Annotated in this window: 16 protein-coding genes; 5 read left to right on the top strand and 11 right to left on the bottom strand. The window is 38.5% G+C overall.

Annotation, left to right across the window (positions count from 1 at the left end; genetic code table 11):
- Window positions 1-283: 283 nt before the first annotated feature.
- On the bottom strand, window positions 284-1072 hold the full coding sequence (gene pssA / locus H4J39_RS13230) for a CDP-diacylglycerol--serine O-phosphatidyltransferase (protein ID WP_182228887.1): 789 nt from the start codon (window positions 1070-1072) through the stop codon (window positions 284-286).
- A gap of 180 nt (window positions 1073-1252) precedes the next feature.
- Between pssA and H4J39_RS13235 the strand changes: the two genes are divergently transcribed.
- Window positions 1253-1696 carry a DUF4124 domain-containing protein gene (locus H4J39_RS13235; RefSeq protein WP_182228888.1) on the top strand — a complete coding sequence of 148 codons (444 nt, stop codon included), beginning with the start codon at window positions 1253-1255 and terminating at the stop codon, window positions 1694-1696.
- Window positions 1697-1706: 10 nt separating this feature from the next.
- Here H4J39_RS13235 and clpB read toward each other — a convergent pair whose 3' ends face one another.
- The 3 genes from clpB to rluD form a co-directional block, all read right to left on the bottom strand.
- A complete protein-coding gene (gene clpB, locus H4J39_RS13240) occupies window positions 1707-4280 on the bottom strand; it encodes an ATP-dependent chaperone ClpB (protein ID WP_182228889.1) in 2574 nt (857 codons plus the stop codon).
- A 135-nt stretch (window positions 4281-4415) separates the two neighbouring features.
- The gene (pgeF, locus tag H4J39_RS13245) at window positions 4416-5237 is read right to left on the bottom strand and encodes a peptidoglycan editing factor PgeF (protein WP_310649755.1); all 822 of its coding nucleotides are present in this window, start codon (window positions 5235-5237) and stop codon (window positions 4416-4418) included.
- Entirely contained in the window at window positions 5197-6174 is a 978-nt protein-coding gene (gene rluD, locus H4J39_RS13250; protein ID WP_182181603.1) for a 23S rRNA pseudouridine(1911/1915/1917) synthase RluD, read from the bottom strand. Before rluD ends, pgeF begins: the two co-directional genes overlap by 41 nt.
- Window positions 6175-6361: 187 nt before the next feature.
- On the opposite strand from rluD, the gene H4J39_RS13255 reads away from it, so the two are divergent.
- On the top strand, window positions 6362-7126 hold the full coding sequence (locus tag H4J39_RS13255) for an outer membrane protein assembly factor BamD (RefSeq protein ID WP_182228890.1): 765 nt from the start codon (window positions 6362-6364) through the stop codon (window positions 7124-7126).
- Window positions 7127-7200: 74 nt separating this feature from the next.
- Here the strand turns inward: H4J39_RS13255 and glnB are convergent, their stop codons facing one another.
- On the bottom strand, window positions 7201-7539 hold the full coding sequence (gene glnB, locus H4J39_RS13260) for a nitrogen regulatory protein P-II (RefSeq protein ID WP_182181605.1): 339 nt from the start codon (window positions 7537-7539) through the stop codon (window positions 7201-7203).
- A gap of 204 nt (window positions 7540-7743) precedes the next feature.
- On the opposite strand from glnB, the gene nadE reads away from it, so the two are divergent.
- From nadE to H4J39_RS13275, 3 genes are all read left to right on the top strand, one after another.
- Entirely contained in the window at window positions 7744-8595 is an 852-nt protein-coding gene (gene nadE, locus H4J39_RS13265; protein WP_182228891.1) for an ammonia-dependent NAD(+) synthetase, read from the top strand.
- An 82-nt stretch (window positions 8596-8677) separates the two neighbouring features.
- On the top strand, window positions 8678-9253 hold the full coding sequence (locus H4J39_RS13270) for a GspH/FimT family pseudopilin (RefSeq protein WP_182228892.1): 576 nt from the start codon (window positions 8678-8680) through the stop codon (window positions 9251-9253).
- Between the two features lie 214 nt (window positions 9254-9467).
- Window positions 9468-10049, top strand: a complete 582-nt coding sequence (locus H4J39_RS13275; RefSeq protein ID WP_182228893.1) for a GspH/FimT family pseudopilin — start codon at window positions 9468-9470, stop codon at window positions 10047-10049.
- 11 nt (window positions 10050-10060) lie between these two features.
- Here the strand turns inward: H4J39_RS13275 and H4J39_RS13280 are convergent, their stop codons facing one another.
- The 6 genes from H4J39_RS13280 to pilV form a co-directional block, all read right to left on the bottom strand.
- Window positions 10061-10399 carry a TapY2 family type IVa secretion system protein gene (locus H4J39_RS13280; RefSeq protein ID WP_182228894.1) on the bottom strand — a complete coding sequence of 113 codons (339 nt, stop codon included), beginning with the start codon at window positions 10397-10399 and terminating at the stop codon, window positions 10061-10063.
- A 1-nt stretch (window position 10400) separates the two neighbouring features.
- Entirely contained in the window at window positions 10401-10808 is a 408-nt protein-coding gene (locus tag H4J39_RS13285) for a type IV pilin protein (protein ID WP_220462199.1), read from the bottom strand.
- A complete protein-coding gene (locus H4J39_RS13290) occupies window positions 10808-14380 on the bottom strand; it encodes a pilus assembly protein (RefSeq protein WP_182228895.1) in 3573 nt (1190 codons plus the stop codon). The genes H4J39_RS13285 and H4J39_RS13290 overlap by 1 nt, the downstream gene beginning before the upstream one ends.
- A 2-nt stretch (window positions 14381-14382) precedes the next feature.
- Window positions 14383-14907 carry a PilX N-terminal domain-containing pilus assembly protein gene (locus tag H4J39_RS13295; RefSeq protein WP_182228896.1) on the bottom strand — a complete coding sequence of 175 codons (525 nt, stop codon included), beginning with the start codon at window positions 14905-14907 and terminating at the stop codon, window positions 14383-14385.
- Window positions 14898-15887 carry a PilW family protein gene (locus tag H4J39_RS13300; protein ID WP_182228897.1) on the bottom strand — a complete coding sequence of 330 codons (990 nt, stop codon included), beginning with the start codon at window positions 15885-15887 and terminating at the stop codon, window positions 14898-14900. Before H4J39_RS13300 ends, H4J39_RS13295 begins: the two co-directional genes overlap by 10 nt.
- A 67-nt stretch (window positions 15888-15954) precedes the next feature.
- Window positions 15955-16566 (bottom strand): type IV pilus modification protein PilV, encoded by a 612-nt coding sequence (pilV, locus tag H4J39_RS13305; RefSeq protein WP_182228898.1) that lies wholly within the window; start codon window positions 16564-16566, stop codon window positions 15955-15957.
- Between the last annotated feature and the right edge of the window lie 59 nt (window positions 16567-16625).

Raw genomic sequence — 16625 nt, forward strand, 5'->3', positions numbered from 1 at the left:
ACTTACTTTTAAAACGTTAAGTTAACGACTTTGCCCTAAAGCGATGTAGATAACTTATCAAAACAGCTCTTTCGTGGTTCGTTTTAACTGAACCCCTTGGAACTGGAGCGCATTCTAGACATTTTTCGCTGGGCGTCAACCCTTTTTTGTCATATATTCGAAACAATCACTTTTTTGGTTAGTTAACGTACAATCATCGGTTGCGCTGCAGATTATTTGAGCAGCTAAAGTAAAGTTATCTCAAAAGTGCCTATATGTTCAAACAAGAATTGAGTGTTCTAAGCTATTTTTCTTTCGGATCTTTAAAGTCTTCATCTTTATCATCCCCGACGACATGTTCTAGTTTTAACTTATTAACAGAACGAATAGTAGTGAAAGGTCCGGAGCAAGCATAGAAACCAAAGATGATAAGTAGTACGTTCTCTGGGCTAGAAGCAACAATAACGAAGGCTAGTACGATCAATAGCACAACAAAGAAATTCACTTTCCCTTTCCAGTCAACATCTTTAAAGCTGTTATAACGAAAGTTACTTACCATCAACAACCCTGAAAGCATGGTAATAATACCAACAACAATGCCATAGTCTTGCCCGTTTATTTGATATTCTGCGCCAACCCAAACTAAACTCGCAATTACTGCAGCCGCTGCTGGGCTAGCTAACCCTTGAAAAAAGCGTGCATCGGCAATACCCACTTGTGTATTAAAACGCGCTAATCGAAGTGCTGCACAAGCAACAAAAACAAAAGCGGCTAACCAACCAAATTTCCCATAACTCGATAGTGCCCAGTTATATGCAACAAGCCCAGGTGCTATACCAAAAGATACCATATCAGCCATGCTGTCATATTCTGCACCAAAATCACTTTGTGTATTGGTCATTCTTGCAACACGCCCATCTAAGCCATCAAATATCATCGCAATGAATATTGCCACTGATGCACTAACAAAGTGGCCGTTCATTGATGAAACTATGGCATAAAATCCTGAAAACAGACCTGCTGTGGTTAATAGATTAGGTAGTAAGTAAATACCTTTAGAAGGAGTGCTAGTATTTGTTTTTTTATCATTCATTGTTGGTGCGCTTGTTTAAGAAGTTATTTAAAGTGATTTATTTAAATCTAACATAAATTTATATGATGGGTATATTAGAGAGTGATGGAACAATATTCTTTTGCTTATATTTGTAAAGTTTCAATTGTGTTGTTATATAAAGTATAAGGGACTTTTCTCTCAAAACTTATGGGTGACTCAATGAATTTTCGTATTATATCTTTTGGGCTTGTTATCTATGTTAGCTATTGTTCTGCGAGTGAGCTTGTGGTCTATCGCTGGCTTGACAAAAATAATGTCGTACACTTTAGTCAACATCAACCTATTAACGATGAATACACGCAGTTTCTAATTTCAAACCAATCAAAAGTCATTAGCCGTGCCGATGTTATGCCCCTTTTACCTGCCAATAAAGTTGGATTACCTAAGAGTGATAAAGAGAATATTCCATCTACAATAAATACATCTGAAAAATGTAAGGAGGCAAAAGAGAATCTGGCCATGTTGTTAGCGTTTAAAAAGTTGCAATATACGGATGAAAATGGTGTTAAACAGATATTAAATGAACAAGAAAAAAATCAGCAATTAGCAATAAACCAAAAGCGCACAGAGGTTTACTGTGCGCCAATAAAAAAAGAAGAGTAACCGCTTATTTTCAATGCCTAAAAACTAACTCTCCATTACTTACGTCTATATTTATTTCACCTTTATTTTTAAAGGATCCAGAAAGTATTTTCTGCGCTAAAGGATTTTCAATTTTCTGTCTGATCACTCTTTTTAAAGGCCGTGCACCAAATAATGGATCAAATCCAGCCAGAGAAATTAGCGCTAACGCTTCCTGTGTTATTGATAACTTAATATCTTGATCCGCTAAACGTTCTTGTAAACTATTAATTTGTATCGCCGCTATTTTTTCTATTTGTTGTGAAATTAAGGGATGGAAAACAACGGTTTCATCAATACGGTTAATGAACTCAGGTTTAAAGTGTAAACTCACCTCTGACATCACCTTTGTTTTCATTTCTTCATATTGACCATCATCTGCAAATGTTTGTATGTGATCGGAGCCAATATTAGAGGTCATAATGATAACCGTATTTTTAAAGTCAACGGTACGTCCTTGGCCATCAGTTAATCGTCCATCATCAAGCACTTGTAATAGAATATTAAAGACATCGCTGTGCGCTTTTTCAATTTCATCAAGGAGAATAACTGAATAGGGCTTGCGTCGAACAGCTTCTGTTAAATAGCCACCTTCTTCATATCCTACGTAACCTGGGGGAGCCCCCACTAAGCGAGAAACTGAATGTTTTTCCATAAATTCAGACATATCGACACGAATAAGAGCATCTTCACTGTCAAAAAGATAATGCGCTAAAGCTTTAGTTAATTCTGTTTTCCCAACACCGGTAGGACCTAAGAATAAAAATGAACCAATCGGCTGACTGGGATCTGCAAGCCCTGCTCTTGAACGCCTAATTGCATTTGACACACTAACAACCGCTTCAGTTTGTCCAATTACACGTTGATGTAAATTATCTTCCATTTGTAATAACTTATCGCACTCTTCTTCTAACATTTTTGAAACAGGAATACCCGTTGCTCTACTTAACACATCAGCAATTTCAACTTCTGTGACCTTATTTTTTAATAATGTCATTTCTTGCATTTCTGCTTGGCTTGCTAAATCGAGTTGTTTTTCTAACTCGGGTATTTTGCCATATTGTAATTCGGACATTTGGTTAAGATCGCCCACACGTCGCGCAGCCTCTAAATCAAGCCTTGCCTGTTCTAAATCAGCTTTTATAGCCTGTGTACCATGTAAAGCAGCCTTTTCTGTTTTCCAAATTTCGTCTAATTCGTCAAAGTTATTTTGGCAAACGCTGAGATCTAATGAAATCAACCCTAAACGTTTTTTAGAAGCATCATCTGAATCTTTTTCTAATGCTCGTTGCTCTAATTTTAGTTGAATGATACGACGTTCTAAGCGATCTAAGTCTTCTGGCTTAGAATCTATTTGCATGCGAATACTTGATGCAGCTTCATCGATAAGATCTATCGCTTTATCAGGTAATTGCCTATCACTTATATAACGATGTGACAAAGTAGCAGCAGCAACAATAGCAGGATCAGTAATATCAACACTATGATGGAGTTCGTAACGTTCTTTTAAACCACGCAATATAGCAATGGTGTCTTCAACACTGGGCTCTTCAATTAATATTTTTTGAAAACGACGCTCTAAAGCCGCATCTTTTTCAATGTACTTTCTATACTCATCTAGTGTTGTGGCACCTACACAATGTAAGTCGCCACGGGCGAGTGCTGGTTTTAACATATTTCCAGCATCCATTGCGCCATCAGATTTTCCTGCGCCAACCATTGTATGAAGCTCATCAATAAACAAAATGACTTGCCCTTCTTCTTTAGCTAGCTCGCTCAATACCGCCTTTAAGCGTTCTTCAAATTCACCACGGTATTTAGCGCCAGCGACTAGTGCCCCCATATCAAGTGACAATACTCGTTTTCCCTTTAAACCTTCAGGGACCTCATGATTAATAATCCGCTGTGCTAAGCCTTCGGCAATGGCAGTTTTACCCACCCCCGGTTGACCAATTAACACAGGATTGTTTTTTGTACGGCGCTGTAAAACTTGAATAGTACGGCGAATTTCATCATCTCGGCCAATAACAGGATCAAGCTTTCCTTGCTCTGCGAGTTCAGTTAGATTAATCGTATATTTATCGAGTGCTTGTCGAATATCTTCTGCATTGGGTTCATCAACCTTTTGCCCCCCGCGCACATGCAATATTGCATCTTGTACCCGTTGTTCACTGGCCCCTAATGATTTTAATATTTGCCCCAACTTTCCTTTGTCTTCGATGGCAGCAAGGATAAAAACGTCTGAAGAGATATATTTATCTCCCATTTTTTGGGCATATTTATCGCAGAGATTAAGTAAATTCCCCATGGCAGAAGAAAGTTGCACATCACCACCAGACCCTGAAACCTGAGCGAGCTTTTCGATAACCGTTTCTATTTGAGCGCGCAGTGATCTCACATCAATACCCGCACTTTTCAACAATGGGATAATGCTACTCGCGTTCTGATTTAATAGCGCGAGCATAATATGCACGGGTTCAATAAATTGATGATCCCGCCCTAATGCTATTGATTGGGCATCAGAAATAGCCACCTGAAATGCTTGAGTTAATCTATCTAAACGCATGGGACTCTCCTACTTAATAAATAAACATATTCTTTTATACCTTATAGATAAGGATAAAATTGAAATATTTCAAGGAAAGAAGTGAAAAGCTTTTGATTTGGAATAAGTTTTACTGACTTTATTATATGTTTACAGCTAATTTCGACAAATTATCGAAACCATTCTGCCCGTAATACTATCTCGTCGGTAAGAAAAATACTGTTGTTCGTCAGAGTAAGTGCAGTGATTTAAGTGATGAACCTTATTAATGCCAAGTACATTTAATTGAATTTTTGCGATCATCGCTAAGTTTGCTAAGTATTTATTGTTACCTTCAGTTTTTGTTGAAACAGATTGCTCAGCAGGAACAAAAGCCAATGAAAATTTTTCAGATTGACGTTCAAACACTATTTTTACTTCTTCACCTACCTCAAAAGCAGATTGACCAATACAAGGACCTAACCAAGCAATAACATTTTCATTCGCCGTTTTCATATTATCAAGAGTATGAGCAATAATATTTTTAGCTAAGGGTTTCCATCCGCCATGAATGGCCGCAATTTCATTACCGTCAATCGATGTTAGTAGTATGGGTAAACAATCTGCCGTCATCACGGCTAAAGCAATATTCTTTTGCCGAGTGATTGCTGCATCAGCCACTAAAGGCGTTATTGAATGAGACTCTATGGTAACAACTTTATTACCATGCACTTGTTCAAGCCATTGAATTTTGGTATTCGACGGTAAGTATGCGAGTAACGAAGCTCTATTTTTGTTGACATGCTCATGATCATCACCAACATGTTTGCCCAAATTAAATTGGTCGTATGCCGAAGAGTGTGAATGATTAAGGGATAACGTTTTTTGTTGAGGAGCGAGTCTTGTCGTAGTAAAAGCCAGTACATTTTGTACTGGCCACTCTACATTGTAGAGACTATTATAAATAGTCGTCTGTTGCGTTAAGTTTTGAATCCTCACGCAAAATATTTGTCAAATTCACCATATCGTCTGGAATAGGTGCATGCCAAGTCATTTCTTCACCGGTAATAGGGTGAAACAATGACAACATTGCCGCATGTAATGCTTGTCGTTTAAAACCACGAAGTACATCCCGCAAATCTTCTGTCGCATTCTTAGGTGGGCGTGGACGACCACCGTAATTAGGATCACCAATCAATGGGTGAGTAATATGCGCCATATGAACACGAATTTGGTGCGTACGACCTGTTTCAAGACGTAATCTTAAACGTGTGTGTAAACGGAATTTTTCCATTACACGATAATGCGTTACCGATGGACGACCAAAAGGACTAACAGCCATGTGAGTTCTTTTAGTTGAATGACGACCTATGGGTTCATCAACCACACCACCAGCGGTCATTAAACCATTAGCAATCGCTTCATACTCACGCGTGATTTCACGCTCTTGTATAGCATCAACTAAATTTGTTTGCGCAGCAATTGTTTTAGCAATAACCATCAAGCCCGTTGTGTCTTTATCAAGTCTGTGAACGATACCTGCGCGAGGTACAACATTAAGCTGTGGGCAATAATACAATAAAGCATTAAGCACGGTACCGTCAGGATTACCTGCTCCAGGGTGAACAACAAAACCAGCAGGTTTATTAATAACGATAATATCGTCATCTTCATAAACGATATTTAAAGGAAGGTTTTGTGGTTCAAATCGCACATCACCTTCAACTTCAGTTGATATTTTAACAACTTCCCCACCAAACATTTTCTCGCGAGGTATGATTAAAATAGCGCCGTTTAAAGTAACGTGACCTGCTAAGATCCATTCTTTTATGCGAGAACGAGAATATTCAGGGAACATCTCAGCTAATGTTTGGTCGAATCGTTTACCTAAACAAGTTTCAGGAACCGTATCTGTATGTTGAATTATTTCAGCCATTAAAATTTCTATTTAACTCTCTATAAATTTACTATGAATTAGCGCTGTGCAAGGCAAGTATGCTAGGTTAGAATGCCAGTGTTTATTTTACCTCTTTGCTAATTCAATTACATTAAGTAATTTGCAAAGGACGTATATTTATTTAACTAATACCTTTAACTAAAACAAAGTAGTGATACCGAAGTCTATGCAAAAATTGACAATAAAAATGATAATACTAGTGCTTTCATTAGGGCTAGCGGCGTGTTCGTCATCAGATAAAACCGATATTGAAAAGGTACCAGACAAGTCAGCGCAAGCATTATTCACTGATGCTAGAACTGCGCTTGATAGTGGCTTATACCAAAGAGCTATCCAAATTTTATCGGCAATTGACTCACGCTTTCCATTTGGACCTATTTCTCATCAGGTACAATTAGACTTAATTTACGCCTATTACAAGAGTGGTGACTCAGCTCAAGGCATTGCTTTAGCCGATCGATTCTTACGCTTAAATCCAGATCATGTAAACCTTGATTATGTTTATTACATGCGCGCATTAATCAATATCTCGACTGAAGATAATATGTTCCAAGAATTAGCCGGGATTGATCGCTCTGATAGAGACCCAACTGCGGCCCGTGAAGCCTTTAAAGATTTTAAAACAATTATTACTGACTTACCTCAAAGTAAATATGCCGCTGATTCACGCAAACGTATGATAGGTATAAAATCACGGTTAGCTAAATATGAATTGTCCGTCGCCCGTTTTTACATGAAACGTGATGCTTGGGCATCAGCAGCAAATCGTGGTAAATATATTGTTGAATACTTCTCACCAAGCCAACAAGTAGAACAAGCTCTAGAAATTATGATTGAGTGTTACGACAAGTTAGGTTTAATGGATTTAAAAACTAATGCTAAGCAAGTATTAGTCGCTAATTATCCAAATAATAAATTTTTGACTCGTTAAATTATGCTCAAAATAAAGCCCACTTAGTATAAAGACTAAGTGGGCTTTTTTTATGACTAATTTACCTAAAAAATTTATATAGCTGCTTCGTCTTCTTCGCCTGTACGAATGCGAATGACACGTTCAACATCAGTAATGAAAATTTTTCCATCACCAATTTTACCCGTTTGTGCAGTTTCAATAATTGCGTTAACACAGCGCTCTACTTGCTCTGTGGCAACAACAATTTCTAATTTTACTTTTGGCAAAAAATCTACCATGTACTCAGCACCACGATAGAGTTCGGTATGGCCTTTTTGTCGGCCAAAGCCTTTAACTTCTGAAACTGTCATGCCAGTTACCCCGATTTCACTCAGTGCTTCACGCACATCATCCATTTTAAAGGGTTTGATAATTGCTTCAATTTTTTTCATTTTTATTGTCCATTACCCGCAAAATATACTTTGAATTGTACACAATTATATGAATTAAACCCAAGCCCTATATTTATTCTACGCCATTTAAATTTTAGATCCCCCTGAAACTCCAAAATGCTAGTTTCCTTTATTTTGAAGTATCACGGGGATACGTTACAATGGGATTATTTCTCCTATCGAATAAATGGCAAAGGACATTCAATGGATCTGCAATTAATTATAAATGAAATGAAAGTTTTACCACAAATAGATGTCGATTTTGAAATAAAGCGCCGAATTGAATTTATAAAGAAGACACTTAAAACGTCAGGATTAAATAATTTGGTTTTAGGTATTAGTGGTGGTGTTGACTCTTCTACTTGCGGTCGTCTTGCTCAACTTGCCGTTTCAGAGCTCAATGCTGAAGAAAAAGTTTTAAATAAAAATTCAGCCATTGTTTATCAATTTATTGCTGTGCGACTACCTTACAGCATTCAAGCCGATGAAGACGATGCTCAGCTCGCTTTGAGCTTTATTCAACCGACACATTGCTTAACCACGAATATTGCTGATGCGGCAAATGGTATTCACACTGAAACTATTAACGCACTAGATCAAGCAAATATATTATCAGCCAATGAAGCAAAAATTGATTTTTCAAAAGGTAATGTAAAAGCCCGTAGCAGAATGGTCATGCAATATCATATAGCCGGTATTGTCGGTGCACTTGTTTTAGGTACAGATCATTCAGCAGAAAATATTACTGGATTTTTTACTAAATGGGGTGACGGTGCCTGTGATTTAGCTCCTTTATTTGGCCTATCAAAACGTCAAGTAAGATCATTGGCTGAAAAGTTAGGTGCTCCAGACTTGTTAATCAATAAAGCACCAACAGCTGATTTAGAAGACTTGGAACCGGGTAAAACAGACGAAGATGCTTTAGGGATGAGTTATGATGATTTAGATGACTTTCTTGAAGGAAAGCAGGTAACACCTGAAATACAGACACTTATTATGAATATTTATAAAAAAACACAACATAAGAGGTTAGCTATCCCAACAATCTACAGTTAATTAAATACACAAAACTTGTAAATCAAAAGTTAACAGCCATAATTAGTAGCACATTAATTTAGCCAACGGACGGCTTGCTACTATGTCATACAACACATTCAAAATCGTTGGTTTCACCCTCATTGAAACATTAATCACTCTCGCTATACTGATCTCTATCGCTACAGTAGCGCTGCCCAGCTTTGCAGATTTATTCATCAAAATACGAGTTAATAATGAAATTTCAGCTCTGCACCGGTTGCTCTTATTAACGAGGAATCATGCGGTTAATCAAGAACGTTTTGTTACGGTATGTCCATTAAATAAATCAGGACAGTGCTCTAACCAATGGCATGAAGAGCTAAGTGTATTTTATGATGACAATAAAAATAAAGCACTTGATCCCTCAAGCGCTGAAGTTATTATAAAAATAAAGTTAGCGATAAAGTCTGGCGATAAATTGCAATACGCCCAAGGAAGAACAGCATTAATTTATGCACCTAGCGGCCGGCTTGCGGTTTGGGGGGGAAATGGTACTTTTCGTTACTGCCCAAAGAATCATAGTAACAAGTCACGGGGAATTATTATTTCAGGTGCTGGTCGCTTTTATTTATCTACCGATCAAAATATGGACGGCACAGATGAAAATCGCAGTGGCAGAATGATTCATTGTAATTAATAAATTAAAATAAGTTACACCATTAAAACTCAATGTTCTGTAAATCCCAAAAAATCTAGTTTCTCATATCCACCTGAGCAACCTAGCGAAATATTAGCTTAAGTGATATAACTTAGTTATCTTGAAATATTCTCGACGCTGTTTTGAATATGATGTAATCAATAAGGCTGACTAAGTGCTCTCATTGATATAACAAGAAGTTAAGGCTGATATTATGAAGAGTTATTATTTGCAATCAAACAACACAAAGCATGGATTTACCTTAGTTGAGCTAATGGTCACTATTGCTATTGGGGCAACCTTAATGGCGATAGCGCTACCGAATTTCAACAGTTTCCTGGTTGAGACACGCGTCGACAATGAAATTTCTCACTTGCAACGTATGTTATTAACAGCGAGAAATACCGCCATAAATGCAGAACAAACGGTTACTCTATGTCCACTCAATGCGAGTAGCCGTTGCGATACTAATTGGCACAAGGAACTCAGCGTCTTTATTGATATTGATGGTGACAAAACTTATGAGCCAGCTAATGATGAAAGATTAATCACCGTAAAGGCTCAAATAAAGAACAATGATAAACTCCAATACGGCCAAGACAGCATTATATATACACCAACTGGCAGTATATTAGGAGGTGTTAGTGCAACCCCTTTTAGCTATTGTCCACAAGGTTATGCTGAAAAGTCACGCGGAATAACAGTGAGTTCATCTGGACGTTCTTATGTTACCTCTGATACAGATAACGACAATATAGATGAAGACCGTTCAGGTAATGAAATTAATTGTCTTTAGTTCAGCCACAGTTAACGCGCAGTATTTTCATCTAATTGTTTTGAAACAGCACTCGTGAAATCATCTTGAGATTTCACACATTCTTTTACCTTATGAATTTGCTGCTTTTTCTTTGAAATCCCTGTTGCCACTTTTTTACCCACTAGCCAATGAGTATATTTGGCAATGCCTTTAGCTTTAATAATGCCAAAATGAATAATGTCTGTCCCGCCCATTAATTCAACATGGCATTTAACCTTAACTTTTGATGCTTGTGCGCCTGTTTTTGCCATACTGTCGATACTTATAAAAAGTAAACTAGCTAAAAGTAAGCTTGGCGTGAGATAACGCTTAAATAATAGTTTCATCATATTACTCCCAGCAATTGGTTGATGTTGCAGCTTTCTTACCCGTATCAGTGATAGATAACATTAAACAAGATGAATCATTTGTTGCTTGCGTTCCTCTAGCCGATGCGGTCAATGTGTAAGTTACCCCTACAACTGAAGCATCTATACTATAAAACCCAGAATCCGTTATGTAAGGATCAGCAGGAACACCTAACTTTGTCATATCTGTTGTGTACTCTCTGTGATCAGTAAAATACTGTTCTTGCAAGCTTGCTAGTCTAAGTAACTCGCGTTGACCTTCACTACGGTTTGCTCTGGAAATATTGTCAATATAAGACGGATAAGCAACCGAAGCTATGATCCCAACCACCGCGACTGAGATCATGAGTTCAAGTAAAGTAAAACCTTTGACTATTGATATTTTTATCATTACTTCGACTCCGTCACATAAAGGTAAGTTCTTGAGGTTTCTAAGCTAATACCCAACGGTATAATTTTACCTGCTAATAGCTTTATTGTAGCAATCACCTCTCCTTCTTCAATCGGAGCACAATTTTCAGTGCATGGTACGGTAGGCTCTTGTGGATCTTTAGTAATAATAATTGATGGTGTATCTGGAATACCAGCAGCAATTTCCCAAGTCCTCCAATCATAAACAGTCGTACCTAACGCTAAATTAACCGCATATAAAATACCAGAACCATCACTTAATTCACAACTATCAGGGTCAGAAGATACGGCAGCGGGCGTAAAGGAGGTAAAATATACGACTCCATTTATAACAATAGCTGACGCCGTATTTTTTTCACCGTCACCGACGAAATCAATAAACCACCCTTTTTTGTTGCCTACTGCTATTTCCAGTGTCTGACGAGCAGCTGTAGTCAACGCCTGACCAAACGGATTATTTGTATAATTATAAAGATCCCCCGCTAATATAACTGAAGGTATTGCACGTTGAGGGTGTGTGGGTGAAGAAACGAATGAGGTAGTGATAATATTTGCATCTTTAATCATGAAAAATTTATCGTCAGTATCATTTGCCGCAGGTGTTGAACGGTCGCCACTTCCAATAAGTATCGCTTCGTAGGGTCTTTCCTGTTTTGTTACCACGGTTGAGCTAATACCATTAGCATCTACTGATGTAGTTTCTATCGTGTCTGAAATGTACGTTCTAGCAATTGAAGGTTCGCTAAAAAAACGGCGATCCGTCGCATGAGTTGTTCCACCAAACTCAGCTAATTTAAAGGCAGTCCACGGCGATGTTCCACTAAAGGGAGCATTGCCTGGCATATCAACCCGCCAAACATTTCCACCCGTATCGCCAAAATAAAGACGATCTGTTAAGCCATCAGAATCACTGTCTAAAATAGCAAGGCTAGAAGGCACACTATCAGTTATCTCAGTAAATTGAGTATTAGTCGCACTCGTTGCATCAGGGCTTAAACTCCATTTTAGTACGCCTGTTTCAGCATCGACCATATAAACAGCTCGACCTAAGGTATCATCTGCACCAACGGTTAAGTTATCTTTAGTTGTGTCATACCCGCCAGCAAAAAAGAGTACAGGTTTTGGTGTACCATTATCTATATTAAGCGCTGAAAACCCTATTTTAGGTTGCGACCATGATTGTCCTAAATGGCTAAATCCTGGAGAGCTTGCATCTATGTGCCACAATAACTTAGGAGTATCGGGATCACTAACATCCATCGCATAATATGAAGAGCCACCACGACGTAAACCAAAAAATATCCACGCTTTATCTCCACTTGCGCTATCAATAGACCCATCACCATTAACGTCCAGCAAGTATGAAACGGCTGGGCTGTCTATGCCGTATGATTTACCTGATGAAGTAAAGTTTTCACGTAAGCCTTTTATTTTTGAAAAAAATTCTTTAGGCATAAAAGCCCAGTTTTCATCAACTGTTGCTCCATTATCGTCAAACATATGTAAAACGCCTGCATTGGTACCAACAATAATTCGGATATCCTGATTTGTACTGACACCTCCATAGTTAACAACTAAAGGTTTAGAGTGTAATGGGTCACCAAAAACATCACCTCGAATATCAGTGATCAAACCATCGTTATCAGCATCATCAACATCAATTCCCTTCGCCCAATTAAGCATACTGTCAATTTCATTAACCGGGACATCCAACTCAACAGCGAGTGTGGCAGCATCACCGTAAGATGTTTCAGCATTCGTTCGGGTTAATGGCGCTAGAGCATCGTTCACCCCGAGGTCACTAATGATAACGCGACCTGATTTGGTGCGTAACATTTCAGCCACCCCGCCCTTTTTAACATCATTGCCATCAGGTGTAGTATCTGTTGTCCAAAAAGTTTTAGCGTCTTTTGAAATATTACCGTTATCATCAATCGCTGCAACGCCTACTCTGTCAACCTGCTTACCATTAGTCACTTTTAATTTTTTCAAATTACCTTGCCATCTTGCACCATGATCGGGAACAAACATTGCGTAATAAACAGAATCTAAGGTTTCGGTACGATCAAAGTTATTTGAGGCAACCGAAGGTGCGGTAAAACTGGTATTCACTTCTAAAATATTGGTTAATGCCGCCTGAAGTGAGGCGAGTAAAGCACTAGGATCTCTAGCGGGGTAATATTGCCCTCCACCTAAGCTTGCAGCCTCTCGTAATAACTCACCCGCATCATCAATAGCGTCTTGACCAAAACCGATAGTAAAAAGTGTTGCTGATTGTACATCGGGTAATGTGCTATGTAGATCATGAGTATGCATCCAACCGGCTAGCGCAGCTAAATAATTATCAGTGCCATTAACATCAAAAGGTAATCCAATGTCAGGCAAATTTCTAATATAACTGTCAGCGGCAAGATCTCGAGTTGGCTCCCCATCAGTAATAATGATCACATAAACCTCATTAGTACATGAATTATAAGGAGATTTATAGACACCTCTATCTTCTATTGCTGTATCTCTTGGCGGCGTATTGCCCCGATAATTACTTCCAGAATTTGAATCATTATCACCAAAGTCTACTGATTTGCCACTAAAGTATCGTGAGGCTTCGTAAAGAGATTCGCATAACGGTGTATTTGTTTCTGCATCAATGTCTAAATCAATAATATTTACTAATTCAGCGCGAGCTGCTGCAGTCATTTCTTGGATACCAAAAACAATTCTGCCACCGTCACGAACATATTCACCGGAATGATTATAATTGAAAACTTGTAAGCCAAAATCAACGGAAGGTGCTGATTCAATTAAATCAGTAACCGTATCTTGTGCTATTTCTAAACGGGTACGATTAACCTGGTCAAGTGACTCACTATTTGCCCAACGCAAATAGTTGTCGGTATAAAGCGTAACAACCTCACCCGACCAAATAACATTTGAATTATTGGCGTTTACCGTATAATAAACAGGACTTTGTTTAGACCCTTCACCATCGATGGGAAAGCCATCAGGTAAATCAACAACGGTACCGCCATTTGTTTCTATACCTGCATTATCTTCAGGGTTTGCAGGCACTAAATTAACATCATCTTCACAGTCAATTACATCAATATTAGCACCATTGTTATCGGGAATTTCTTGCCAGCTACCTGAATTTCCTTGAAAGGCATATTCACGAATGTGTCCAGTATAAAAGCCAACAGATGCCAAACGTTCACGGGCAGTTGCACAGCTATTTATTGCATCGAGAAAACGACGGCTTTCACTTGGACTGTCGGGGGTAATTGAAGAAGCGCCATCAATGCCACCTTTTGTGAAATAAATAAATCTATCAGATAACGAATTTAAACCTCCAACTGCGGGGTAAACTATATTAGGATCATATGGCTCATCGACTGACTCTAAACTATTCATGCTGCCAGAGTTATCAAAAATAATCAGTACTTGTGGTTTATTGCCAGTACGTTGCGCTGCATCACCAATATAAAGTTCAATATCTTCACTATAAGCAGTAAGTGATGTAAATATCAATGAGCCAAATAATAATAACTTTTTCATGATCAGTTCCCCACATTAAGTAGTTGTTGCGATACACCTGAATTAACTTCAATAGTGCTTTTATTGGTGCGACCATACAGTCGAGTAACCTGTACTTTAAGTACATTACACTTAAACACCTGTACAGAAGAAGCTGCTCGAGAGTGGGGGCAATCGGCTTCAATCTTATACGGATTAGCCAGCGTTATTTCTGCGCTGGTATTACTTGCACTTCTCACTGTTGGAGAGAGTGGAAACCTTGCAATTTCAGAAGCAAAAGCATTGGTCCCGCTTATTTGTGTTACTTCTTTATAAATAACTTCATCAATGGCACTTACCGCTTCCTGGGTAGCCACCACTTTTTCTTCACTTGCTCCTGACATTTTCATATCTATAGTGGTATTTTGCATTAATGCAGCAGCAACTGCGGTTAAAGCAATCAAAAAAACCAGTGAAACAATCAGTACAACACCACTTTGCTTAGAGTACTGCATATTTAAATCTCGATGATAGAGTGAATGATTCTGTTTCATTAATCTTATGGCCATGAGTCGACCCTCGCATTGTAAAGTGTAATGGTAGAACTAAATAATAAACGTCGGTAATTGTCACCTTTACCGTCCCCATCAATAAAATCAATATTGAGATCACCAAGCTGATAACTATTTAAATTTTCGTAATCTCGATCCGGTAAAATATTTCGTGCTAAGACAAAAATCTTAACCGCGAGTATCCGAACATCACTTTCATTATCCCAATAACTATTAGCCATATTATCAGCTGAAATAAAAGCATTCACTACACCATTATTAGTCGTATCGACACCATACATAAAACGAATATATTCGATGCCTTCGACCACCATATCAAGGTTCATCACTAACGCTTTATTTTGTAATCGGCCTTGAACTAAAACGGGAACGTTATTAGTGCCTTGGCTGTCTTCACGAATATAATAAATATGCTGTTGATACTCCCAAATTTGACCAAAATTCACACTGGGTACGGCAGCCCCACCGGCAAATATACCTGCGGTGTTTGAATTTGAAATAATATAATAATCATCACTAGAGATATCTGCTAAGGCTGTCGTCGATGAAACCGCTCGTTTGAGCTGCAACACATCAGAGCCTATTTTTGCATTGTTAATACAGCCCATTAACGTCGCATTATTGACTGTTTTGCCCCACAATGTTCTAAAATGACCAATAGCCGCAGGAAAACTGGCATTATTTACGCCTTCACCAATACAGTCACCCGCAACCGTCGTTGGTAATGGTGAACTTACCAAGCCACTTACATCAAGTGATCCCGATAAATCCCCCCAAAAACCTTGCCGTAATAAGTCATCACTCAGTAAGCTAATCGCATATCTGCCATTTTCTTGTAACTCTCCATAACTGGTCGTCTCAACAGTGGTCGTTTTCATACCAACAAAAATACTTAATATACCTAACAACAACATTAAACCTACCGCAAGCGATATAAATATTTCAATTAAACTAAAACCTCGTTGAGCATTAACCATCATCTTCTCTTATCTAAAATAAACTCAATACTTATTACCACTTCACACCAACTTACCGTTTACCGCCTTAATACACGAAGGCTTCAACGGTAACTTGTCGACGTTTATTATCACTTGTGCCGCAAGCGTTTGCTAATGTTGCCGCCGCTGAACTATTGTTATTGGCATCATAGCCGTCAGCCGTTTCTATTCTGCCTTGCCAGCTTATCACCACGGTGACTGCGTTTCTGTTATGATCAATACAGCCAAAAGCGCCCACTAATCCCCCTGAATTTTTACCTCCAGCGGTCACATCAGCCCCCATTAACTTTACTTCCCATTCATACAAGTCATTAGTCACCATTTGGGCACTCGTACACAAAGAGGCAGCTGAATTACACCTCACACCAGGTATTGCGTTTAAAGCAGCACCATAAACACCTTGATAGGTCTCTAAGACTAGAAAATCAGAGTCATTGCTACGCATTCGTTCAATAATATCTTGCGCTAACGCTGAGGCAACAGAACGTTGCATCGCATCGAAGCTACCTTTTTTAGCTGATGCCTGCATCGCTACGGCGCCAAAGATTCCTGTCACCAAAATCACCAAAGCGACTAAAACTTCAATAAGTGTCATCCCCTTATTCACTGAAAGGGGTTTTTTATTGGGGTAGCTGATCCTAAATAAGTTATTGCGCATAACATTCCTTAATACACTGCCAATCGTGGCTAACTAGACAGATAAATTGTGCTTTAAAA

The organism is Colwellia sp. Bg11-12 (assembly GCF_014076955.1).
GTDB lineage: Bacteria > Pseudomonadota > Gammaproteobacteria > Enterobacterales > Alteromonadaceae > Colwellia_A.

Bases quoted from the DNA above. Each gene is read 5' to 3' on its own strand.
- H4J39_RS13255 (WP_182228890.1), top strand. From the start codon at position 6,362: ATGCAAAAATTGACAATAAAAATGATAATACTAGTGCTTTCATTAGGG.
- H4J39_RS13295 (WP_182228896.1), bottom strand. From the start codon at position 14,907: ATGGCCATAAGATTAATGAAACAGAATCATTCACTCTATCATCGAGAT.
- pilV (WP_182228898.1), bottom strand. From the start codon at position 16,566: ATGCGCAATAACTTATTTAGGATCAGCTACCCCAATAAAAAACCCCTT.
- rluD (WP_182181603.1), bottom strand. From the start codon at position 6,174: ATGGCTGAAATAATTCAACATACAGATACGGTTCCTGAAACTTGTTTA.
- H4J39_RS13235 (WP_182228888.1), top strand. From the start codon at position 1,253: ATGAATTTTCGTATTATATCTTTTGGGCTTGTTATCTATGTTAGCTAT.
- clpB (WP_182228889.1), bottom strand. From the start codon at position 4,280: ATGCGTTTAGATAGATTAACTCAAGCATTTCAGGTGGCTATTTCTGAT.
- H4J39_RS13280 (WP_182228894.1), bottom strand. From the start codon at position 10,399: ATGATGAAACTATTATTTAAGCGTTATCTCACGCCAAGCTTACTTTTA.
- nadE (WP_182228891.1), top strand. From the start codon at position 7,744: ATGGATCTGCAATTAATTATAAATGAAATGAAAGTTTTACCACAAATA.
- pssA (WP_182228887.1), bottom strand. From the start codon at position 1,072: ATGAATGATAAAAAAACAAATACTAGCACTCCTTCTAAAGGTATTTAC.
- H4J39_RS13270 (WP_182228892.1), top strand. From the start codon at position 8,678: ATGTCATACAACACATTCAAAATCGTTGGTTTCACCCTCATTGAAACA.
- H4J39_RS13275 (WP_182228893.1), top strand. From the start codon at position 9,468: ATGAAGAGTTATTATTTGCAATCAAACAACACAAAGCATGGATTTACC.
- H4J39_RS13300 (WP_182228897.1), bottom strand. From the start codon at position 15,887: ATGGTTAATGCTCAACGAGGTTTTAGTTTAATTGAAATATTTATATCG.
- H4J39_RS13285 (WP_220462199.1), bottom strand. From the start codon at position 10,808: ATGATAAAAATATCAATAGTCAAAGGTTTTACTTTACTTGAACTCATG.
- glnB (WP_182181605.1), bottom strand. From the start codon at position 7,539: ATGAAAAAAATTGAAGCAATTATCAAACCCTTTAAAATGGATGATGTG.
- H4J39_RS13290 (WP_182228895.1), bottom strand. From the start codon at position 14,380: ATGAAAAAGTTATTATTATTTGGCTCATTGATATTTACATCACTTACT.